Here is a 21,429-nt window from a genome sequence, read left to right as displayed (position 1 = left end):
ACTTGGAGTTCGGCGACGGCGTGGGCGATCAGCGGCAGGTCCGGGGAACCAGGTGTGTAGTCGGCGTGTCGGCCGGTGAGCCGCTGGTAACCGATGAGGTCCCAGCCACCGGCTTGTACGTGCCACAGCATGCGCGGCGACGCCGGGGGCAGGTACGGGTTGATTGCGGCCTCGCGGTGCTGGGTGGGCACCTGCGGATGGTCGGCGGGCACGCCCTTGACGAACAGGACCGTCTCGGCGGTGCGGACGGTGGCGGCGATCCCCGAGTTCACCCCGGCCTGAGCGGTGTCCGCGCTGAGGACGGGCCCGGTGTGGGCCTCCACGGCGGCGCGGGCCGCGGCAGGCAGCTCGGTCCAGTGGATGCGGTCGACGGGCATGGGTCTCCTGGTGGTCGGACAGGGGGCCGCCCTCGACCCTACCGGGGGCCGGGGGCGGCGTGGGCCAGGCTCGGATTGCGGCCTAGTAGGGGACGTCGTCGCCCGCGTCGCACGAGCACATGGCCGTCTCGACCAGCTCGTCCAGGTCGCCGATGACTACCAGGTCGTCATCGGCGAGCGGGCGGGTGGTGATCGCGACGGGGACGGGTCGGCTCGGCGTTGCGGGTGTCGGGTCGGCGGCCGGCGCGGGCCGGACCGCCAGGGGTGCAGGTGACATGGCGATTACCTTTCTGCGTGCTGGCAGTAGGTGTTCCTTGGTGCCTTCGCCTCCTGGTAGAGCTTGGCCAGCGGCCGGCAGGTCCAGCAGGTGCCAGACAGTTGGCAGCCGGAGCATCCACCGGTGCGAAGCATGAGGGAATCGGCGATGGAGCCGAGCCGGGACAGGCCCTGGACGCCTTCCTTGATCAGGTTGATGTTCGGGTCGCGGCCGACCTTGCAGATCGAGGCAATGCCGAACGGATCGGCGTGGAAGAAGGTGTGACCCGCGTTGCAGCCGGTGAACGGCTTGCGCTGGCGAAGGAAGTCCGTGGCCTGCGTGGGCAGGGGCTCGGCGCCCCCGGCGATCGTGGGCGACATGTTCGTGTAAGCGTGGTGTGGGAAGCCGTACCGGTCGGCGAGCTGCCGCATCGCGTCGAGTTCGTGCGCGTTGCTGTCCGAGACGACGATGTTGAGCCGGACCGGCAGCTCTGCTTCACGGGCGGCGGCCAGACCGCGGGTGAAGCGGTCGAAGGCGCCGCGGTTGCGGGTGAACCCGTCGTAGGTCTCCTCGGTGGCCCCGTAGACGCTGAGCGTGATCCGGTAGGGGCGCATCCGGGTAAACAGGTCGATGAACAGCGGCTTTGCGAGCTGGGAGCCGTTGGAGGAGATCGTCACCATCATCCCGAGCTCGCTGGCGCGGGTGTAGACGGCGGGAAAATGCCGGTCGATGAGCGGTTCACCGCCGGTGATCTGCAGCCAAAGCACCCCGGCGTCCCGCATGATCTCCAGCAGGCGCTCCTTGTGCTCCCACGTCAGCCCCTCGAACTTCTTCTGCCCCAGGTAGCAGTGCGGGCAGTCGTAGTCACAGCCCTTGTTGATCTCGTACGAGGCGCGGACGTAGCCGTACGGCGACGGAGCCCGCACGAGTGCGGTCTCCGCTACGGGTCGCTCGGCGATGTCCAAAGACCACGCCCGACGGGCCCCGTCGATGAGCCAGGCCGGTGGAGGCTGCCCGTCGTCCACCGCCCGCTTGATCTCCAGGTAGCGGGCCAGGGGGACCCGGATGCCCGCGGCGTCTCCGGGACGGACGATCACGTGGTGGTCCATGAAGGGACTCGCGATCAGCGTGTGCACGGTGCCTCCACTTCGTGGGCGAGGATCCCGGCGCAGGGAGAGGCAGGTACGCCGTGGGAGCCGGTCGTCAGTGCTCCCCGTGCCGGGAGTGGGTCTGCCCGATGGCCACGGCTTGGGGGGATCCGGGCCACCGGGCAGGTCTACGTGGCCTGTCGCACGGTGTCCCCCAGCTCGTCCAGGCCGACGACTCGGAAGGAGCTCAGCCGGCGCACGAGCTGGGAGGCGAGGAGCGTGGACAGGTTCGGGTGCCCGTAGGGCAGGGGGGAGTCGGGGCGCGCTACGACGTACATGCCGTTCTCGCCGTAGCCGTAGAGGACGCCCGTCACGCCGTACAGAGGGGCGCTGAGGGTGAGGAAGACCGTCGTGTCCCTTCGCAGGTGCGGGCACAGGCGGATGGCGGCGCGGACATGCTTGGCGCACACCGGCGGCTGGCTGGTGAGGACTGGCGGCCGGTCGGTGTCGATGTCGTGGGGCCCGGCGAGGAAGAAGTACCCGATGGGGGTTCGCGCGGGTTCGGCGCACACCTGGCAGCGCATGGCCTGCATCGTCACCATCTGCCGGTAGGGGTGCATCAGCTTCCACTGCGGCTTCCCCGTCGGCTGCCTGTTCTCGTCCACCGGGTTGAAGGAGCACCGCGCCCACAGCACGCCGCGCAGATCCCGGTCCCCGGGGCCCTCGTCCTGGTAGCAGAGGCGGTACTGGCCCGCTGCCGACCTCTGAAGGATCAGATTGTCCGGGGCGGCTACTTCCCCTTCCCTCTGGGTGACGAAGGGGATCAGGCCCGGCTCGGTCGACGTGCTCGCACTCTCTCGCGTGCGCGGCTGGTAAGGGCTGTAGGGGAGAGGGCGGGTGATCACACCGCCTCCTTCAGGCATCTCGTGGCCGCCAGGCGTTCCATCAGCTCGTTGACGGTCCAGCCCAGTCGGCGCAGGTGGCCGACGGCCTTCCAGGGATCGCCCGGCAGGTCCTCGGTGCGAACCGTGCGGGCCTGTTCGATGAGTCGGGCGGTCTGATCGTCTTGTTCCGCTTGCGCGGCGACGGCGATGTGCACCAGGCGCTTCAGGTGGTCGCGGAGACGCTGCGCGATGTCCTCGACGTGCTCCTCTTGGGGGATGACCTCGTCCAGCGCGATCGCCACGTCATCGAGGAGAGCCCCTCCGTCGAACGCCTCCCACTTGTGGATCTTCGCAAGGACAGTGGCCAGGGCCTCACTGTCGAGAGGGGGCGTCCAGCTCGGCGCCGGCCAGACACGAGCCCGTGTGGTCGCGGTCATCGCCGGACTCCGGCGAGGGATAGTAAGCACCAGGTGGTTGCGCCCTGGTCGCTAGTTCCCCACTGCCCGTGGTGAGCGGTGGCGAGGGCCTCCACGATCTGGAGTCCGCGTCCGGCTTCAGCGTCAGGCGCAGGGTTCTGGACCAGGGGGTGGGCCGGGGTGTCGCCGCGTACGGAGATGCGAAGGTGGCCTGCTTCAATGGTCAGCTCGAGCGACACCAGCGAGCCGGCGCTGTGCAGGACAGCATTGGTGACGAGTTCGGACACGATGAGCATGACGTCGTCCGTCATCGCCTGCAGGCCGAAGGCTCTCAGACGATGCGCAGCTATCCGGCGCATTGCGCCCGGCTGGCATGCGTCCTCGGGGCGGGGCGGTGCGCCGTTGCGGCGGGCGATGTTGAAGCGTGCGCTCATCACGTCCCCGTCGTTGTCTGTGGCCGCGCGATGCGTCCGTAGGGCTGTCGTCGTCATCACGTCCTCGGCAAGGGGGCGGGGCTGGCCGGGCGTGGGCGGAAAGCACCGTCACCGGTCTGCCTCTCGTACGGCTAGCTAACTCCCGTCCTGGGAAGGCCGATTAGGGCGAAGGAGACTTCGATCGCGTGCGTACCCTAGGGCGATTTGACTTTCGATTACCTGACGGTGTGGCTTTACGGGACTACCGTGCGTGTATGGAACCCACGCGCAACACGGCACTCGAGGCGTGGATGGATGAGCACGGCCACAGCTCCAACTCTTTGGCAGAAGCGGTAAATAGGGCCATCGAGTCGCTAACTGGGAGACCCGGCGGCCTTGATGGATCATCGGTCCGGGACTGGAAGGCTGGCCGGGTCCGGTGGCCGAAGTCGGCTACCCGTGCGGCACTCGAGCAGGTCACCGGATTACCCGCCACCACCTTAGGGTTCGTGCCACGGGGTCGGACCACGCAGACCCCGGCTCCCCCGCAGGAGGACCCCATGAAACGCCGCCTGTTCGTCTCGGGCGTCACCGCCTCCGCGCTGGCCGCGGCCGCCCCCGCCACCAGCGCCCCCCGCCGCATTGGGATGACAGACGTCGAGCGCCTGCAGCAGCGCTTCGCCGAAGTCATCGCCAGCGACCACCGCCACGGCGGACAGCTCAACATCGAAAACCACGCCGTCGCTCTCGCAGACAGCGCGCTGAAACTTCAGGATTCCGGCAGCGCCACCGATCGTGTACGCAGCCACCTCTACGGTTGCGCGGCCGCCTTCCGGTCCTCCGCAATGTGGGCCGCCATCGATGGCCGGCGTTTCGACATCGCGATCAACCACATGCGAGAGGCGCAAGCTTTGGCCGAGATGGCAGGCGATCAGGCGATCAAATTCCGCATCTGGAGCCACGCCAGCACTATGTACCGGCACATCGGCCGTCCCGCGCAGGCCATGGCCGCGAACAACGTTGCCCGCAGTCTCCACATCAACCGCCGAGACCCCATGTTCGCCTCCCTGGGCCTGGCCCGGCAGATGGCCATCCACGGAGCGTGCGGCGACCCGATCGGCACCTGCCGCGCCTACGACGAAGCCCAGAGCGCCATGCACCGCGCCGATCCAGGCGCGTACCGCCCGGTCTGGCTGAACGCCTTCTATGACCAGGCCGAGCTCGACTCGCTCGCGCTGTCCTCGTACCTGGCGCTGCGTGACTGGGAAAAGGCCGAGTACCACGCATATCGCTGCTTGGCCGCACTGCGCCCCCACATGCGACGCTCCAAGGCCATCACCACCGTGCGGCTGGCTCGTGCCCAGCTCGAGCAGGGGGCTATCGACGCGGGGACGCACACTGCGATCTCCGTGGAGACGGAGGCCGCTACCCAGCACCCGCGCGTCGCCCTGATGTTGAACGAGTTCGGCGGCCGGCTCAACGTCATCGCGCCCGCCAGCACTGCCGCGACCACCTGGTACGAGCATGCCCGGAGCACTTGGGGGACTGCCGCGTGACGACAGCACAAAGGACCACCCTGACCACCTATACCGACCTTGCACCGGCCCGAGCCGACCTCATTGCCGCGTATAGCGATGTACGGGCGGAACTCGTGCACCTACCGAACTATGCGGTGACCGCATTCACCGACCGCTTGGACCGGCACGGCAGCGAAGCAGGGTGGGCCGCCGTCCTGGCCTACACCGAAGATGGGACGCCGGTCGGCTATGCGTACGGAAACGTCATTGAAGGTGACGACCGCTGGTGGAAACGGATCTCACCCACCCCGGCTGTCGAGTACACCGCTCAGCCGGTCGTCGCTTTGAAGGAACTGGGCGTGAGCGTGCCGTGGCGGAAGACAGGCACCTCGCGGCAGCTTCATGACGCGCTACTTGCCGCGTACTCCACCGAGCCCTACGTGTCGCTGATGGTGAACCCCGCCGCCGGCGAGGGAAAGGTCCAGCAACTCTACGAGTCGTGGGGGTACTGGGGCATCGGCGTCAGTCATCCGTCTCCGCACTCGCCGATCCTGACGGCGATGATCCGGCCGACGTCGGGGCATACAGCGGAACCTTACTGAACGGAGCTCTCGCTGCCGGGCTGGTGATCGCCGGGGCGACCACGATCGGGCGGCGGCCCGTGCGGCCGGCGTCGTGGCGACCTTTACCGAGCGGTGCATCACCCCTTGTCTGACCACCGAGACGGATACCGCCTTGGTGCACGAGGCCTCCGCGCACGCCGTTGATGGCTTTGCCGACCGCCAGGAGGCCAGGGTGCGATGCCCGCACCCTGGCCGCTGCCCCGCGCACCCTGCCCAGGGTGCTGCCCAAGCGGCGATCCCGACGACCACGAGAGCCGGCAGGGCCTGGTGTAACCGGTCGGCGACGGGGCCGCCGGACAGGAGGGGGCGCATGGCCCGGGATGGTCGCCGCCAGCGGCACCCAGAAGGGCGGCGCCTGGCCGTGGAGAAGACCCGGCAGGCGTCCTTTTCCGGCATTGCCCGGGCCGCTGATGGAAACGGTGCCGCGCGGACAAGGACCGGCATGCCGGACCGCTGCTGTCCGGCACGGGCGTGAACGGGCCGACGGCAGGGAAGTCGCGGACGCTTCATATACAGCCGACGGCGCTGTGGGGGCCTGCGAACTCCTTCCGACGGACGCCGAAGGACGAACTGCGGGCGACGTTCAAGACCGCCCGCGGCTCCGGGAGATTCGTCGCGGGCCGACCCGGACGGGCGACCCACGACGAGGACCTGACCGGAACCTCGCCGGCCCGGGCGATCACACGTGCACGTCACCGCACAGGTGGACATGCAGGACGAGGGCGCTGAGCATGGCGGCCTTGGCCCGCAGTGCCTTGTCCGCAGTGGCGGCGTCGGGGGCGTAGGCGACGTTCAGGTGGTTCGCCTTGTGGCGTGCCATGAACTGATCGCGCGACACTCCGTGCAGAACGGCATGCATGATGGGCCACTGCGGCGTCGTGGCCTCCAGACGCCGCCGGGTCTCCTCCTCGGGGAGCTCGACCGCCGTGGCCCGTCCGAGGTCGGCGTGCAGCTCGCCGTCCATGATGAACACGCGTGACCAGACGATCTCCCCCGGCTTGGAGACGCCGCTGAGGGTGCCGCCACCCAGCGGGAAGAACATCGGCGGCTGACGCATCGACCAGGACTTGTCGTAGCCGCCATGATGGGACGCCGGCACGGAGCCGGATATCTCGAAGACCCACACGAAGCGTCCCTCGTACTCCTGTCCCCAGCGGATTCGTGCAGGGTCGTCGCGGGGTCGAGGCCCATGGCCGTCCAGATCCGGTTGGTGACCAGGGAGTCCACGGCCACTCCCTCATCCACCTCGTTGAAGTGCGGGAGCGGGGCCCCGCATACAGTTCGCGCGCACCGTCGCGTGAGAGCACCGCCGGGCGCTCCACGTTGTTCAGCAGTCCCTCGGCGAGATCGCTGGCCGGCACGGTGTCCTTGAGTCCCTGCTGGTACTGGATGCCCACCGCGTCGAGGCCGAAGTCGTCCGCGATCCGCAGTGCGGCGATGTACATCCTGAACTGACTCAGCAGCTGGGCGTCGGTGAGCTCGGTCGCCTCGTCCGTGCCGGTGTGGAAGACCATTCCGGCGGCGTCGAGCCAGTCGCGCACCGCCTGGGCCTTGCCGTCCGTGACCTTGTTCATCTCGACGACGAGGGTGCTCTGCGAGAGGCGCTCCTTGTAGATTCCGAGGGGGTTGAGCAGTTCGTCGTCGATGATGGCGTTGTACATGCCCATGCAGCCCTCGTCGAAGACACCGATGACGGCCTTGTCTGACTGGAGTTGGCGGGCCAGTGCGGTGCCCAGTTCGGTCTCCGCGTCGGCAGGAAGCGCGGGCAGGTCGCGGACGTGACCGGTGTCGTGGCCAAGGGTGCCGGTTGTGAGCCAGGTGCGCAGGCCGTCGCGGGCCCACTGGTCGGTGAAGTCCTCGCTCCACAGCGCCGAGTACGGCACGTTCGCCTTGGTGAGACTTGCGGTGAGGTTCAACAAGCCAACCAGGCCGGGGAATTCACCGCTCCAGTTGGCGACCACGAGGATGGGACCCCGGTGACTGCGCAGTCCGGCCAGGACGTGGTGGCTGTACTGCCAGACACCCTCGACGACGATCAGCGGGGCTTCGGGAGGCAGTTGCTTGAAGACCTCGATGTCGGCCCGCTGGCTGTCGATGAAGCCGTGGCCCTTGGCCTCGTCGACCGGGTGGCCACGGCGCACCTGCCGGCCCATGTTGGTGACGGCGGCGGCGAGATCGGCCTCCAGTTTTGCTTGCGAGGGCCACCCGGTGACGTTCGCGCTCTCGCGCAGGTCTCCGCTGGCAACGGTGTAGACGACGCCGGGCTCGGCCGACGGCACGGGGCGGGGCTGGGGCAGGGCGTACGGCATGCTCGGTCTCCCTGAGGATGTGCGGGTCGGGGCCCCGCGCGGCCGGGACTGCGGCGCGGCGGGGCTCCGTCGGTCATTCGAAAGAGGGCTAGGGACGGGGGCGGATCGCCGGCCTACCGCGTCTGCAGGTCCGCCAGGGCGTGCACGACGGGCGCCGACGCCGGGTACAGCTCGCGGTACAGGGCGTAAAGGCGGTCGTAGCAGTCCGCCGTCTCCGGGTGCGGCTCGACGACGTCGACGACGGGGTTCCAGGCGTCGATGTCGGCGTCCGAGACGAGCTGCGCGGCGAGCAGCGCTCCGCCGTAGCCGGCGCCCACCGAAGTGGCCCGCAGCTCCTGGGCCCGGCCGGTGACGTCCGAGACGATCCGGGTCCACAGGCCGCCCTGGACACCTCCGCCGACGGCGACGACACGGCCGATGTCCCCTCCCGCGTCGACGAGCGTCTCGATGTTGTGCCGCACCCCGAAGGCGGTGGCCTCCAGCGCCGCCCGGTACAGGTCGCCCCGGGTGTGCGAGAGGGTGAGGCCAGCGATGACGCCGCGCGCGCGGGGATCGTCGACGGGGGTTCGTTCGCCCGCGAAGTAAGGAAGCATCAACAGGCCCCGCGCACCCGGCCCCGACTCCCCGGCGAGGCGCAGCAGTTCACCGTAGTCGCCCGCCGCGAACAGGTCGCGCAGCCAGCCGGTGACGGCGCCGGAGGTCGCCATGCCGCCGGCGAGATTGCGGGTGCCCGGCAGGGCGCCGACGGTGCTCCACAGGGCGGGATGGCGCAGCAGGTCCGGCACCGTGTGGACCAGGAACATGGCGGTTCCGTACATCAGCATGAGGTCGCCGATGCCGTGTGCACCGACGCTCAGTGCCTCGGCCCATGCGTCGATCGTCCCGACGGTGACGGGGATGCCGGCGGGCAGGCCCGTCAGGCGTGCGGCCTCGGGGGTGACGAGGCCGGTGCACTGGCTGGCGGAGTGGTGGTCGAGCACGTAGGCGCCGGTCAGTCCGCGCACGAGCCAGGAGCTCGGCATGTAGAGCCGGCGGGCGCGCGCGTACTGCTCGGGCTCGTGCTCCGCGATCCACGCGATCTTCGGTCCGGCCGCCTGGCTGGTCAGGCGCGATCCACAGCGTTCGACGATCGCGTCGGGGCCCAACTCCGCTTCCAGGCGGGCGATCTGGGCGACGGAGCGGGTGTCCACGCCGTAGAGGACAGCGGGCCGCACCGGTTGGTCCTTCTCGTCGGTGAGCAGCACGCACGGGCCCATGCCGCTCACGCCGACGGCCACCACCTGCGTGTCGTGCGCCGCGGTGAGTTCGCGCGTGAGGGAGACGAACTCCTCCCACCAGATCTGCCCGTCCATCTCGCTGTGCCCGGGCGCCGGACGGTCCACGGTGTGCTCGCGCACGGCCGTGTGGATCACGGTGCCGTCGAGGGCGACCAGCACGCCCTTGCTGCTGGACGTCCCGATGTCCACACCGATCACTGCTGTCAGAGGCATTCCTGCACCGATCTGTTCGTTCATGGTGGCGAGGGCGCTGTGCGGCCTGTGCGCGGCTCCCGGCGGCCCCGCGCACAGGCGTGCCGTCACTTCAGTCCGGAGGTCTTGATCGATTCGACCATCTGGCGCTGGAAGATCAGGAACAGCGCGAGCATGGGCAGCACGGCGACCGTGGCGGCGGCCAGGATGTAGTTCCAGTTCGCGCCGTACTGCGTGGTGAATGAGGCGATGCCAACCTGCGTGACGGTCAGATCCGCGCTGCTCGTGGACACCAGGGGCCAGGCGAACTGGTTCCAGTTCGCGAGGAAGAAGAAGACCGCGAGCGCCGACAGGATGGGCCGGGACAGCGGCAGGACGACGTTGAAGTAGACACGCCAGTAGCCGCAGCCGTCGACGATGGCCGCTTCCTCCACTTCCCTGGGAATGCCCAAGTAGAACTGGCGGAGCAGGAAGATGCCGAACGCATTGAAGATGAGCGGGATGATCAGACCCGCGTAGCTGTCCAGCATGCCGAGCTGCCGCACGATGATGAACAGCGGGATCAGGATCACCGGTGCGGTGATCAGCAGCGTCGAGAAGACGACGGCGAAGATCGAGTCACGGCCGGGGAACTTCAGCCGGGCCAGCGCGTACGCCGCCATGGAATGGAAGAAGAGCGCTACCACGGTGATGACCGCCGCCATGATGAAGCTGTTCAGCAGCCAGCGGCCGAAGGGCACTTCGGTGAAGACGTAGGTGAAGTTGTCCCAGGTGAAGTCCTGCGGGAGCAGCTTGCCGTCGGTGACGGTGGCGCGCGTCTTGAAGGACGAGGAGAGCATCCACAGGATCGGGAAGACGCTGAGCAGGGACAGGACGACGGCGACGACCGTCAGTCCGGTACGTGATCCGGCGCGCCTGCGCGCCACCGTGAGCTGGTCACTCGCCATGGTCGAACCTCCCGCCCTTGGTGGCCTTGAAGATGACCCAGGAGAGAACGACCATGATCAGCACGAGGAAGGTCCCGAGCGCTGAGGCATAGCCGTACTCGCCGAAGACGTCGACCCCCTCGCCCGCTCCGTCCCCGGCGCCCGCGACATCGGCGACACCCTCGTAGCCTGCGGCGTCCGCCTCTCCCTGGGCGGCAGCGTCTACGACCCGGCCGACCCGATGTCCAAGATGTTCTTCAACATGCTGGCCGTCTTCGCCGAGTTCGAAGCCGACCTACTGAGAATGCGCACCCGCGAAGGCATGGCCGTAGCCCGCGCCCGCGGCAAACTCAAGGGCCGCCAGCCCAAGCTGTCAGCACGCCAGCAAGCCGAACTCGTCCGCATGCACGCCACCGGCGACTACACCATCGCCGAACTGATGGAGGTGTTCTCCGTGGGCCGCGCCACCGTCTACCGCGTCCTCGAACGCGCCGGTCACGGCAGCAAGGGAGGAACGGCATGAGACGCCGCGAGTCCGAGCTCGACCGGGACATAGCCGCGTTCCTGGCGGCCAGGGCCTTCATCGAGATCCGTCATCTGACCGGGAGCACGCGGCACGAGTCGGGGCCAGCCCCGAAGAGACACTGGAACACATCAGGTTCCTGGCCAACCTGGGCCACAACCTGCCTGGCGTCGCGCGTCCGCGTCCCACCACCCCGTCCCGCCCGGGCACGAGCCCCGGAAGCTGGGAGCAGGCGACCGCCGCACGGCCGATGAGCGGGGTCTGGAACACCGCCGGCCCGAAGGGGCAGGAGTGGATACTGCGTCACATCGGCCAAGACGGACGAACCTGGACGCCGCCCCCGCCCCTGCCGGAGCGCCGCAAGGGCCCGTCCCCAATGACACCGCGGCAGCGGGCCGGATTCCTGCTCGGACGCTGGCCCGTCAAGACCCCCGTCGGACGCCAGCCGCTGCCCGTCGAGGCGAACGTCCTCAAGGCCCTCGACACCGAAACGGTCTGCTCCCTGTACGACGAAGCCCGAAGGCTCCGACTCGGCCTGGGCGGAGGAGGACCGTGGCTCCGAGCCCACCTGGATCCCGACGGCATCCACTACCTGCTACCGAACCCGGCCTCGTACTACTGGCCCGGCACCCCGATCAGCGACGGCGAGATCGGCTGGTGGCAGTGCACCGCGCTGCTGCGGATGCGCGACGGAGAGCAGGTCAGCGGCATGGTCGCCGTACTCCCGAAGACCTTCACGGCGCTGCCCTCGACTCTGCCCCGGCGGCAACAACTTCGCCCCCACCGCGCGCGCTCCACGGAGCGCGACACCTACCTCTGGGGCCGGGACCACAAGGCCAACTGCGCCCCGGAATTCTGCGGCTACGTTCCCGAGGCCGCCGACAAGGCCTCGCCGACCACACCTTGATTTCCTGGCGAGCAGTCGAGATCATCTGCCGGGAAAGACCGGGACTGCGCCGATACCCTCGCAGGCGTGATCTACGACGGAACGATGCGCAAGGCTGACGGCGCTCCGACGACAGCTCGCCTACGCGATGTACTGAACCGTGCCGGGCGCGTCGTGATTGTCGAAGGATCGCCTGACGAAGCGGACTCCGCCGCCGTGGCGCGGATCGTCGTGACCGGTGCACAGATCGTCGACTTGGCACAACTGCTGGCCATTGTGGACGGCGGTACTGGCGACCGGTGCCTGTGCAACGGCTGGCCGACCATCATGATTTATGACGTAAACGGCGAGCTGATCGTCTGCTGGACGCTGCACCACCAATCTGCTCTCCGAGGGATTGGCGACTGCGATGCCGACCTGCGGGATGGTCCAGCACTCACCGAGTGGCTGGCGACGCAAGGCCTGACCGGATCTCGGGAGGTTCAGGCGGAGCTGGCCGCGCAAGATGCTGAGGACGAACGGCGTCGGCTGCGATGGCTCCAGGCCGCGCCCGCCGGGCTGCGCGACGCCGCCGTGGATGTCTCCGCCGCACCAGGGCGTGACCTGGAAGCCTGGTCAGGTCGGCTGCGCGACGCCAAGGCCCGGCTCGCCACACTCGTCCGGCACGGCTATCCCGACGGGATCGAGCGGATCCGCGTCCTGCTGGCCTGGGCCGGGATCCCCGCCAGGGAGTCCACTGGCGGCCTGAAGTGGTACGACATGGCGGTCCAGCAGCAGTTGCTCGCCGAAGACCCCGACCTCATCCTTGCCGCGCTTGCCACCCGCCCACCGAGTCCGGCCCACCTCGACGGCGCGGCCCAACTCTTCGCGTCGATCGAGTGGACCGGAGCGCATGGCAAGCAGTTGCCCGAGCCGCTGAGGTCAATGCTGATCGGGCACATCGAAGCAGACGGCACCGACCCCATGAGGTTCCGGATGCGCCACGGCTACTACGGTGCCGAACGATCTGCCTGACAGGACGCTTCTGGCTGTCGGCCTGTGAGCCCGTTCGAGGCCGTTGATCAGATTCCGAGTCCGGCGCGCTCGGCGACATCCGTGTCGAAGATGACGAGCACATCGTCGGTGCACAAGTAGAACGGCCCCGGCCCGTCAGGCTCGTAAGTGGCCGAGCGGCCAGCGGCGATCCACACCTGACCAGTGGCGGTCCGCAGGTGGATGGCCTCCGGCACCGGAGTCGGAGCGCCGTGCTCCTCGCCGCACCACTGGATGCGGCACGACTCGATCGGGGCGGACATGACCCCGGCCCAGAGGGGGTGATCCGCGACCGCGACTCGTGCCGACCCGCCCGGCTCGTCGGTGCGGGAGAGGAAGTCGCGCATAGGCGCCGAGCGGAGCTCGACCCCGTAGTAGTCGAACGTGCTGCCCCACACAGCCGAGTAGGTGCCGCCGTCGTCCATGATCAGCTCGACGCCCATCGTAGGTTCGTGCCACGCGCCGTAGTCCCACCCGTCAGGATCGGTGCCTTCGTCTCCGACTACCAGCACGAAGTAGTCGACCGCGACGATGGTTCGTCCGCGCAGGCCGGCGACGAGTCGTCCGTAGCTGTCGGAGGTCAGGAGCGGCACGGTACTCACCGGTACATCCTGACAGCGGCACTCCGACCTGGGCGAGCCGATTTCGCGGGTCGGGGACGGGCTGGGACGGTCGCAGGGAGTGAGCTGCGACCGGCCCGACACCCGCGAGAGCCGCCTGCCGGCGAAGAGTCAGATCATGATCCTTCTCGGCGCCAAATCCTGTACCGGAACTACTCGGCCCCGTTGAAGCAGCGGATGACCGCTGGCCTGGACCGGCTCACGGCCGCGCTGGCGGACGGCTCGGCGGGCGGAGTCAAGGTGACCACCAGGCACGGCGAGCCGTGGATCTCCGTGCCGAAGCTGGAGAAGCTGGACGAGCCCACCGGCCTCCAGGCGCTCAAGGACGAGGTGGTACGCCGCTGGGGCATGCTCGATCTTCTGGACGTGCTCAAGAACGCCGACTTCGACACCGGCTTCACCGACGAGTTCGCCTCGGTCGCCGCGTACGAGCGCATCGACCGCGCCGTTCTCCAACCTCCTCCTGGCCCTGTTCGCCCTCGGTACGAACATGGGCATCCGTGCCATCGTGGCGACCGGCGAGCACGGCGAGAGTGAGGCGGCGCTGCGGCACGTGCGCCGGCACTTCATCACCGTCGACAACCTGCGGGCAGCCGTGCGGAAGCTGGTGAACGCCACCTTCGCCGCCCGGGACACCGCATGGTGGGGCCAGGGCACCACGTGCGCGTCGGACTCGAAGAAGTTCGGGTCCTGGTCCTCGAACTTCATGACCGAGTACCACGCCCGCTACGGCGGCAACGGCGTGATGATCTATTGGCACGTGGAGCGGAAGAACATCTGCATCTACTCCCAGCTCAAGAGCTGTTCGTCGTCCGAGGTCGCGGCGATGATCGAGGGCCTGCTGCGGCACTGCACAGACACCGAGATCGAGTCGAACTACGTCGACACGCACGGCGCGTCGGTCGTCGGGTTCGCCTTCACCGAGCTGCTCAACTTCCGTCTGCTGCCTCGGCTGAAGAACATCGGTAGCATCCGCCTGTACCGCCCGGACGACACCCCGCCCGGCTGGCCAGCACTCGGCGCCTCGCTGACGACCCGGGCCATCAAATGGGACCTGATCGCCCAGCAGTACGACCAGATGGTCAAGTACGCCACCGCCCTGCGCCTGGGCACCACGGAGGCGGAACAGGTCCTGCGCCGCTTCACCCGCGGCGGCCCCAAACACCCCACCTACGCCGCGCTCGAAGAACTCGGCCGCGCCGTCCGCACGATCTTCGCGTGCGTTCTGTGGAATCAGATTTGTCAAGTAGTTCAGCCTTTGCCCTGGTTGACGGCGATGATCCGCAGGAGCGTCGCGGTCGCCGGGACTCCGATCTCGCGGGGTGTCGTCCCGGCTGGCGTGGGGACATCGACCAGCCGTTCCAGCAGCTGGTCGAGCGCAGCCTGCGAAGCTCTGCAGACGTGAGCAGTTCATGGCTTCGGGTAGCGCGGGCCCCTGCCGAGAGTCTGGCAGGGGCCCGTGGTGTAGAGAGCCGAGGAGGGCCGGGACCTGTCCCTAGATGAGCAGCGTCCTGGCCGACACGGCTTACCTTCTGCTGGTGGCTTGACGGCCCGGCGTCACTTCAGGTGCCGGGCGAGGAATCGGCCCGCTTCGTCGCCTGCGGACTGCGGGACGCCGGTGTGCCCGCCCATGTTGGCGTGCAGGGTCTTCTCCTTGGAGCCGAAGGCGTCGAACAGGTCCAGGGCCGCCTGCCGGTCGTTCCCTTCGTCGTCCCACTGCAGCAGGACGTGCAGCGGAATGGTGACCTGGCGGGCCTCCTCGAACATGGCCCGGGGGACGAAACTCCCGGCGAACAGAACAGCGGCCGAGATGCGCGGCTCGACCACCGCCAGCCGGGTCCCGATGGAGATCACTCCCCCCGAGTAACCGACCGGGCCGCCGATCTCGGGCAGCGACAGGAGGGCGTCCAGGGCGGCCTGCCATTCCGGGACCGACTTGTCGACGAGCGGGAGGATGAGGGCGTCGATGATCTCGTCGCTGACCGGCTCGCCGGCCTCGATGGCCCGGCGCAGGTCGGCGCGGGCCTGCTCGGCGGCGGGCCAACGGGGCCGGTCGCCGCTTCCGGGGAGCTCGATGGTAGCCGTGGCGAAGCCGTCCGCCCCAGCGTGCCGGGCCCGGGCCACCAGCCGGGGGTACGTCTTGCGCAGCCCGAGAGGAGGGGGGCTGAGCAGGATCAGCGGCGCCGGTGCGGACGCGGATGCGGGCGTCCACAGGATGCCGGGGATCTCACCGAGGGTGAATTCGCGCTCGAGGACAGCGTCGTCGAGATGCTGTTCAGAAGTGAAGTGCATGGTCGTGCCTTTCGGGAGTGCCATTGAACGGCGCTCCCGGACGACCTATCGCCCGACCGTGACCCCGGAGGGGAGCACCCATGTCGATACGTTCACGGGTACCACCTCCTCGCTCTCTTGCACGGCCTCCGGAAACGTAGCAGTGGCTGCGGTGGTTTCGCCAACGGGTTTTTGCGGAGGCTCTGTGGCCGAACACCATGGCGTCGGAGTCTCGCCTGTCACTGGTCGGGAAGCGTACGTCCGCCACCGATTCGAGCACCGAAAAACCGGCATTCTGTGGAATCTGATTTGTCAAGTGGTTCAGCCTTTGCCCTGGTTGACGGCGACGATCGGCAGGAGCGTCGCGGTCGCCGGGACTCCGATCTCTCGGGGTGTCGTCCCGGCTGGCGTGGGGATGTCGACCAGCCGTTCCAGCAGCTGGTCGAGCGCGGCCTGACCCTCGTCAACAGCAGCGCGTTCGTCCTCGCTGAGCGGGACGCTCGCCAGCATGCGCTGAAGGTTGTCCTTGGCCTCCAGAAGCTGACCCTTGCTGGAGCCCTTCGGTGTGTAGAAGTCGCAGCGAGCGCAGGCCATCCGGTGCGGGCACTGCTCGAAGAACGTGTAGGTGCAGAACCCGTGACCGAGGTCGTAGTACTGCCACGGCTCGCCCGACGCGGCGGCTCCGGAGGTGACCGCGTCCCGGTCGACGAGGACCTCGATGGTGCGGACGTTGCGTTCGAAGTACCCGGCGTCGTTGTAGGCCCTGGCCAGCGTGTTCGGGGTGATCTTGGCGTAGTGCTGAGTGGACTCCGGGCTCCGGTGACCGAGCCAGGCTTGCAGCTCGAAGAGCGTCATCGGCTCCTTGGCGTTGTAGAGCTGGCTGGCGATCGTTGACCGGGCCCGGTGGCTGGTGATGTTGCCCCGGACGTCGGCGGTCGGGACGCCGGCCTTGCGGCAGAGCGAGGGGATGACCGCGGTGTTGATGTAGGTGTTCGCGAGGCGTTTGGCGCGGTGCGCGAACAGGAAGTCCACCTGCTCACCCGTCTTGCGGTCCAGCATCCTCGGCTGCTGCGGCCGTGCGTCCTGCCATGCCTCGATTGCCTTGCCCAGCAGGGGATCGATGGGCTTGGTGAAGGAGGTGCCGGTCTTGTGGGTGGGGACGTCCAGCAGGCAAACGGCGTCGCGCGCCAGCACCTCGTCGGAGTCGCCGGGGATGGGGAAGCCGTCGTGCTGCCAGCGGATGCAGCCCGTGCGGAGGCGGGATATCTCGTCGCTGCGCAGGCCACCGAAGAGCCAGGTCAGGGTGACGGCCCGGATGAGTTCGATTGGGTAGCACAGTCCGTAGGTGTTGGTCGGGAAGTCCCCGGGATCGACGTTGAGTCCGGCCCACAGCAGCTTCGCCCATATGTCGTCGGCGATCACCCGGGGGTTGGGGCCGATCAGCGCCGCGACGCTCCTGGGCGTGGCCAGCGCGCGAACGGGGTCGAAGCGGCGAGGAATCCACTCCCACTCCTGGCAGTCCCTGAAGAACGTCCTGGTCGCGGTGAGGTAGCCAGCCTTCGTGCGAGGGGACAGCGGTTTGCCGCCGCACTTGTCGAGTCCCGCCCGACGCTGCACGTGCTCGCCGACGGTCATCCGATCCAGCGCCGCGACCCAGGCCGCGCAGGTCTCGCGGGTCCACTGGGCGGGTTCGACGATCTCGGGGTGCTCGGCGGCGAGCCACCGGCCTGCCTTGGCCACGATGGACCGGAACCCGCCTCTGACCTTGGGCGTGAGCGTCGAGGTGTCGTGCCAGCGCTCCACCATCGCCGCCCAGGGCTCGGGAACGCCTTCGAGATCGGGCATCACGGCGTGTATGGGCTTGGGCGGTGGGCCGGCGTGTCCGAGGGCGGCGATCGCCCGGTGAACACCGTGGAGGTTGCCGCGCCGGGCCCCGGACGGGAGCGCAGGGCTCTCGCGGGCCCGTTGCAAGGCATCGGTGGTCATGTCCTGCAGGAGCGGGCTGCGGTTGATCAACATGATCTGGACCAGCACGGTGCGGAACTGGCCGAAGGCGCCGTTCGAGGGGTGGTAGCCCCAGCCCTGGAGGGTGGCCGCCACCTGCGCGATCGTCTCCTCGACCGGTTCCTGGCCGAAGACACGCCAGGCGAGCGAGCGGCGGATGAACCCGCCGATTCGGTGGAAGTCGGTGAAGTCGCCGAGCAGGTAGGCGAACGCGGCCACGTAGGGCCGGACCGTGCCGTCGATCCACCCGGGCCAGGCGTCCTCGAACTCCTTGTGGCCAGGGGCGATGAGGCGGACCCAGTCGTCTGCCGACCACGCCCAGAACGACGTGCCGTCTTCCAGGCAGCGCCGCAGGACGAGGCCGATGGCGTCGGTCACGGCCCGGCGGTGGGAGGGCGTGTCTGGGCACCAGCGAAGCGCGGCTCGTGCGTCGTCGAGCGGGCGGAGCAGACGGGAGATCGCCCGCCACTCGACCCGGTCCGGGGCATAGCCGCGGCGTCGGCGGACTTCCCAGCCCAGACTGGTCAGTGCTGCACGCTCGCGTTCGGTGAGTTCGGGGCGACGGTCGTATCGGGCCAGGTCAATGGGCCAAGGCCAGGAAGGGGCCGTGGCCGTCTCGGAAGCGGCCGTCGATATCGCCGCGGTCACAGCGCGACCGTCCCGGTCGCCTGCCCGCCGAGGCGGGCCAGCATCTGCACCCGCCAGCCGTGGATCTGCTCCATGCCACGGCTTAGCTTGTCGGCCAGGTCCCGGCCCGACAGGTGGATGTAGGTGAGTGTGGAGTCGGTGTGCCGGTGGCCGGCGAAGGTGGCGATGGCGTGCAGTTCCCAGCCCATCCGGGCCAGGTCGGTCAAGCAAAGGTGTCGCGTCGTGTGCGTGGAGAATCGCGGGACATCGGCGGCTAGGGCGATCCGGCGGACGACCTTCGACCAGGTCCACAGACTCAGCGGCTGGGCGTGGTTACGCCGGGACTCCGACAGGAATAGCGGTCCGCGGGCCCGGCTGATCGTCGCCCGGTGTGCGAGGTAGCCCGAGAGCAGGACGCCGGTCGGCGCGGAGTACGGGACGACGCGCTCCAGCCGGTTCTTGGTCGTCTCAGCCCGTACCCGCAGGGTGCGGTGGGCCGGGTCGAGGTCGTCTGTCCGCAGCGAGCACAGTTCCTCGCGGCGCAGTGCGGCGTCGTAGGCGAGAGCGAGCATCACGCGGTTGCGGACCGGCTCCGCGGCGGCGACCGCGAGGATGTCCAGCCACTGCTGCTCGGTGGGTATCCACGGCAGTTTCGTCAGCCTCGGAACGAGGCCGCGCTCGTGCCCGCCGCGTCGGCGGCCGGGCGTGTAGCGGCCCCGGCCGACCGGGTTGGAGTCGCGCTGACCGTCCTCCATGAGGAAGTCGTAGAACAGCCGGACCGGCACCAGGCGCTGCTGAATCGTGGCATTGGCCAGGCCCGAGCCCGAGTCGATCGAGACCACATTCACGCCCCGGCGGCTCGGCCGAGATGTCAACTCCCGTACATAGACGGCGATGTGTGCCCGGTTCGCGGTCAGTGGGTCGACATTCTCCCGCTCGCACATCTCCAGGTACTCGGCCAGCCCCCGGGCGTAGGCGTCGATCGTCCGGGGAGCCCGACCCAGGTCGCTCCACACCTGCAACCACCACCCGGCGGCCTGCTCGTGCCTGCCGAGTACCGGCCACTTCTCGTCCAGCACCACCGTGCCCAACGCATCTCCTCAGTCCGTGGTCGTACCGCAGGGAGATGATCTCCGCTGCGGTCAGATTCCACGTAACTGATAACTACCTCGCCAGCCCCGACCTGCGCCGCGAGATCCACGGCGGCCTCCAGGTCGTGGAGAACTGGAACAGCGCGAACACCGTGCTGCATTACGGCAAGGGCGGCGCCCTCACCGGCCCGGACAAGGAACACGCCGAGACCTCGATGCTCGCGCTCCACCTGCTCCAGTCCAGCCTGGTCCACATCAACACCCTGCTGCTCCAGCGCGTTCTTGCCGAACCGGCCTGGGCGAAGAAGCTCTCGGACGAGGACCGGCGCGGGCTGACCGCGCTCTTCTGGTCGAACATCAACCGTACGGCACCTTCCGCCTCGACATGGACAAACGGCTCAACCTCGGACTGTCAGTCGCCGTCCCGCATCCGCGCTCCGCCAAGGCCCCTGCGCCAACTACAAGCCGAGGATGACCGGCCGCTGCGGGTGGCCCGAGGCGAATGTTCGCCTCGGGCCACCCCATTCAGCGGTTCTGGAGCCACCAGGTGATCCATGCCAGAAGCGTGGCCCCGGCCGCCGACGCCAGACCTCGCACTGCGGTGAACAACGCCGCACGGATCAGCCGCCGCGCAGTGCCGGTCTTGCCCCTCTTACCATTCTCCCGCCCCATTGGGCTTCTCCCCTCGTTGAAGATTCCGATACTCGGATTCGACAACAGCCCAGGTCAGAATGTCTGTAGCCTCGGACAGGCCCGGCCGCGCACGGCCGCCGTCGGCTGTGCTCGGCCGATCTCGGCCGGTCAGCGTCTCGAAGGCAGAGGAGAGGAGCAGTTCAGTGGGGGCAAGCGAGGATCTGATCGATGCCTTGGTGGCCGACCTTCGCCAGTTACGCCACGACGTGGGCCAGCCGTCCTTCCGAGAACTGGAGATCCACGCGCGGAAGGTTGGGAACCATCTGCCAGCTTCGACCGCATCGGATGCCGTACGCGGACGGCGCCTTCCAAAGCTCACGGTCGTGATCGCGTTTGTCTTGGCCTGCCGGCACTATGCGGAGGAATTCAAGATCCCCGTGCCCGCCAAGGCTCGGGAGATGTACTCCTGGCAGGAGGCTCACGAGAAGGCCACGTTGACGCTCACGGCCCCGCTTAGAGAGGACCAGGTCGACGCCCTGCCCCGAGCCGATCACCAACCACCGCGACCTCACCACGGGAAGCACTTCTGGATGCCTGAGCGCCAGAGATGCTTGTACTTGCTGATCGGGAGCGGTGAGGTCCCAGGGCTCGGCCCCATCCTTGCGCCGCGCGACTGCAAGTTCATGGCGGCAGCTTTGCAGAACACCGCTCCGTGGATGTCCGTGAGCATGTTGATCAATCCGACGAATCAGGAAGCTCACAAGGCGGTCTGCCACACCCTCACCGAACGGTCAGAGCTGGTGGTAGTGCATGTTGTCGGGCACGGCTTCTTGAACGAGTCGGCGCGTTTGTCGCTGCCACTACGCGACTCGCAGGAAGACAACCTGCTGCAGACAACGCTCGATCTTGAGGGTCTGCTGGCGCAAGCGAGTCACCACTCGCGCGAACGAGCAGTGATCCTCATTGTGGACACCGGGTATGCGGGCTCGGCCATCCCGCAGGTTCCGCCAGGATTGGAGCACTGGTACGTGTTGGCTGCCACAGGCCCACGAGGACACGCGTACGAGTGGGGTGGCCCCGCTGGAAGAGGGTCATTCACAGGAGTGCTTGCCCAGTTGCTCCAAGACGGAATTCCCAACTGCCCTTATCCCATGGTGACGGTGATAGACCTGGCTCAAGCAGCGCGAGAGATCGTCCTTCGTCGGACAAGCGACTACGGCATTAACAGTCAACAGGTGGTGACCTGGAGCGGCAGCGAGAGCATTGAAGCTCTCGGGCTGGCTTACAACCGCCCGACGTGATGCGCCAGAGGCCCTGTAACGCCCGGGGCCGTATAGTCGAAGGCGGTCCGGAGTCAGTTGCAATGACTCCGGACCGCCTGCCCTGGGTTCACGGCTCGGCTACTCGTCGGCATCCGCCTTCTGGGCAGCGAGCACATCGGCCCCGGGAAGGGCCAAGCCCCGC

General features: G+C 68.3%; 21 protein-coding genes and 1 pseudogene. 9 read left to right on the top strand and 13 right to left on the bottom strand.

Translation table 11 applies throughout. The annotated features are described in order from the left end of the window. From VXC91_RS30340 to VXC91_RS30315, 6 genes and pseudogenes are all read right to left on the bottom strand, one after another. A pseudogene (locus VXC91_RS30340) lies at positions 1-377 on the bottom strand (aminoglycoside phosphotransferase); the annotation flags it as partial. Positions 378-459: 82 nt separating this feature from the next. Then, positions 460-654 carry a hypothetical protein gene (locus VXC91_RS30335; protein ID WP_329510545.1) on the bottom strand — a complete coding sequence of 65 codons (195 nt, stop codon included), beginning with the start codon at positions 652-654 and terminating at the stop codon, positions 460-462. A 5-nt stretch (positions 655-659) separates the two neighbouring features. Beyond that, entirely contained in the window at positions 660-1,769 is a 1,110-nt protein-coding gene (locus tag VXC91_RS30330; protein WP_329510544.1) for a radical SAM protein, read from the bottom strand. Between the two features lie 140 nt (positions 1,770-1,909). Further along, positions 1,910-2,626: a hypothetical protein gene (locus VXC91_RS30325; RefSeq protein ID WP_329510543.1), complete on the bottom strand. Its 717-nt coding sequence runs from the start codon at positions 2,624-2,626 to the stop codon at positions 1,910-1,912. Then, positions 2,623-3,042 carry a DUF6415 family natural product biosynthesis protein gene (locus tag VXC91_RS30320; protein WP_329510542.1) on the bottom strand — a complete coding sequence of 140 codons (420 nt, stop codon included), beginning with the start codon at positions 3,040-3,042 and terminating at the stop codon, positions 2,623-2,625. Before VXC91_RS30320 ends, VXC91_RS30325 begins: the two co-directional genes overlap by 4 nt. Then, the gene (locus tag VXC91_RS30315; protein ID WP_329510541.1) at positions 3,039-3,512 is read right to left on the bottom strand and encodes an ATP-binding protein; all 474 of its coding nucleotides are present in this window, start codon (positions 3,510-3,512) and stop codon (positions 3,039-3,041) included. Before VXC91_RS30315 ends, VXC91_RS30320 begins: the two co-directional genes overlap by 4 nt. 482 nt (positions 3,513-3,994) lie before the next feature. Here VXC91_RS30315 and VXC91_RS30310 point away from each other — a divergent pair, with 482 nt between their 5' ends. Both VXC91_RS30310 and VXC91_RS30305 read left to right on the top strand, forming a co-directional pair. After that, the gene (locus VXC91_RS30310) at positions 3,995-4,990 is read left to right on the top strand and encodes a hypothetical protein (RefSeq protein ID WP_329510540.1); all 996 of its coding nucleotides are present in this window, start codon (positions 3,995-3,997) and stop codon (positions 4,988-4,990) included. Beyond that, the gene (locus VXC91_RS30305; protein WP_329510539.1) at positions 4,987-5,553 is read left to right on the top strand and encodes a GNAT family N-acetyltransferase; all 567 of its coding nucleotides are present in this window, start codon (positions 4,987-4,989) and stop codon (positions 5,551-5,553) included. Before VXC91_RS30310 ends, VXC91_RS30305 begins: the two co-directional genes overlap by 4 nt. A 713-nt stretch (positions 5,554-6,266) precedes the next feature. Here VXC91_RS30305 and VXC91_RS30295 read toward each other — a convergent pair. From VXC91_RS30295 to VXC91_RS30285, 3 genes are all read right to left on the bottom strand, one after another. After that, positions 6,267-7,883: a hypothetical protein gene (locus VXC91_RS30295; RefSeq protein WP_329510538.1), complete on the bottom strand. Its 1,617-nt coding sequence runs from the start codon at positions 7,881-7,883 to the stop codon at positions 6,267-6,269. A 113-nt stretch (positions 7,884-7,996) separates the two neighbouring features. Continuing rightward, positions 7,997-9,373, bottom strand: a complete 1,377-nt coding sequence (locus VXC91_RS30290; protein ID WP_329510549.1) for an FGGY-family carbohydrate kinase — start codon at positions 9,371-9,373, stop codon at positions 7,997-7,999. A gap of 86 nt (positions 9,374-9,459) precedes the next feature. After that, positions 9,460-10,299 (bottom strand): carbohydrate ABC transporter permease, encoded by an 840-nt coding sequence (locus VXC91_RS30285; RefSeq protein WP_329510537.1) that lies wholly within the window; start codon positions 10,297-10,299, stop codon positions 9,460-9,462. An 88-nt stretch (positions 10,300-10,387) separates the two neighbouring features. Between VXC91_RS30285 and VXC91_RS30280 the strand changes: the two genes are divergently transcribed. The 3 genes from VXC91_RS30280 (at position 10,388) to VXC91_RS30270 (ending at position 12,701) form a co-directional block, all read left to right on the top strand. Next, complete coding sequence (locus VXC91_RS30280) at positions 10,388-10,801, top strand: recombinase family protein (protein WP_329510548.1); 414 nt, start codon at positions 10,388-10,390, stop codon at positions 10,799-10,801. Positions 10,802-11,177: 376 nt separating this feature from the next. After that, complete coding sequence (locus tag VXC91_RS30275) at positions 11,178-11,708, top strand: hypothetical protein (RefSeq protein ID WP_329510536.1); 531 nt, start codon at positions 11,178-11,180, stop codon at positions 11,706-11,708. Positions 11,709-11,774: 66 nt separating this feature from the next. Further along, the gene (locus VXC91_RS30270; RefSeq protein ID WP_329510535.1) at positions 11,775-12,701 is read left to right on the top strand and encodes a hypothetical protein; all 927 of its coding nucleotides are present in this window, start codon (positions 11,775-11,777) and stop codon (positions 12,699-12,701) included. A 47-nt stretch (positions 12,702-12,748) separates the two neighbouring features. On the opposite strand, the gene VXC91_RS30265 is transcribed toward VXC91_RS30270, so the two are convergent. Next, entirely contained in the window at positions 12,749-13,321 is a 573-nt protein-coding gene (locus VXC91_RS30265) for a hypothetical protein (RefSeq protein WP_329510534.1), read from the bottom strand. A gap of 195 nt (positions 13,322-13,516) precedes the next feature. On the opposite strand from VXC91_RS30265, the gene VXC91_RS30260 reads away from it, so the two are divergent. Then, on the top strand, positions 13,517-13,876 hold the full coding sequence (locus tag VXC91_RS30260) for a hypothetical protein (protein ID WP_329510533.1): 360 nt from the start codon (positions 13,517-13,519) through the stop codon (positions 13,874-13,876). Further along, a complete protein-coding gene (locus VXC91_RS30255) occupies positions 13,803-14,744 on the top strand; it encodes a Tn3 family transposase (RefSeq protein WP_329510547.1) in 942 nt (313 codons plus the stop codon). Before VXC91_RS30260 ends, VXC91_RS30255 begins: the two co-directional genes overlap by 74 nt. Before the next feature lie 152 nt (positions 14,745-14,896). Here the strand turns inward: VXC91_RS30255 and VXC91_RS30250 are convergent, their stop codons facing one another. The 3 genes from VXC91_RS30250 to VXC91_RS30240 all read right to left on the bottom strand — a co-directional run bounded on the left by VXC91_RS30250 (position 14,897) and on the right by VXC91_RS30240 (position 19,323). Beyond that, positions 14,897-15,631: a dienelactone hydrolase family protein gene (locus VXC91_RS30250; protein ID WP_329510532.1), complete on the bottom strand. Its 735-nt coding sequence runs from the start codon at positions 15,629-15,631 to the stop codon at positions 14,897-14,899. Positions 15,632-15,931: 300 nt separating this feature from the next. Further along, entirely contained in the window at positions 15,932-18,262 is a 2,331-nt protein-coding gene (locus tag VXC91_RS30245) for a tyrosine-type recombinase/integrase (RefSeq protein WP_329510531.1), read from the bottom strand. Continuing rightward, on the bottom strand, positions 18,259-19,323 hold the full coding sequence (locus tag VXC91_RS30240) for a tyrosine-type recombinase/integrase (RefSeq protein WP_329510546.1): 1,065 nt from the start codon (positions 19,321-19,323) through the stop codon (positions 18,259-18,261). The genes VXC91_RS30245 and VXC91_RS30240 overlap by 4 nt, the downstream gene beginning before the upstream one ends. Positions 19,324-19,367: 44 nt before the next feature. Between VXC91_RS30240 and VXC91_RS30235 the strand changes: the two genes are divergently transcribed. Beyond that, a complete protein-coding gene (locus VXC91_RS30235; RefSeq protein ID WP_329510530.1) occupies positions 19,368-19,883 on the top strand; it encodes a Tn3 family transposase in 516 nt (171 codons plus the stop codon). Positions 19,884-20,168: 285 nt separating this feature from the next. Continuing rightward, positions 20,169-21,266 carry a hypothetical protein gene (locus tag VXC91_RS30230; protein WP_329510529.1) on the top strand — a complete coding sequence of 366 codons (1,098 nt, stop codon included), beginning with the start codon at positions 20,169-20,171 and terminating at the stop codon, positions 21,264-21,266. Positions 21,267-21,429: the final 163 nt, after the last annotated feature.

This window comes from Streptomyces chiangmaiensis, assembly GCF_036281785.1.
Classification (GTDB): domain Bacteria; phylum Actinomycetota; class Actinomycetes; order Streptomycetales; family Streptomycetaceae; genus Streptomyces; species Streptomyces chiangmaiensis.
The sequence above is the reverse complement of the archived record's forward strand: the minus strand, read 5'-3'. Positions and strand labels throughout refer to the sequence as shown.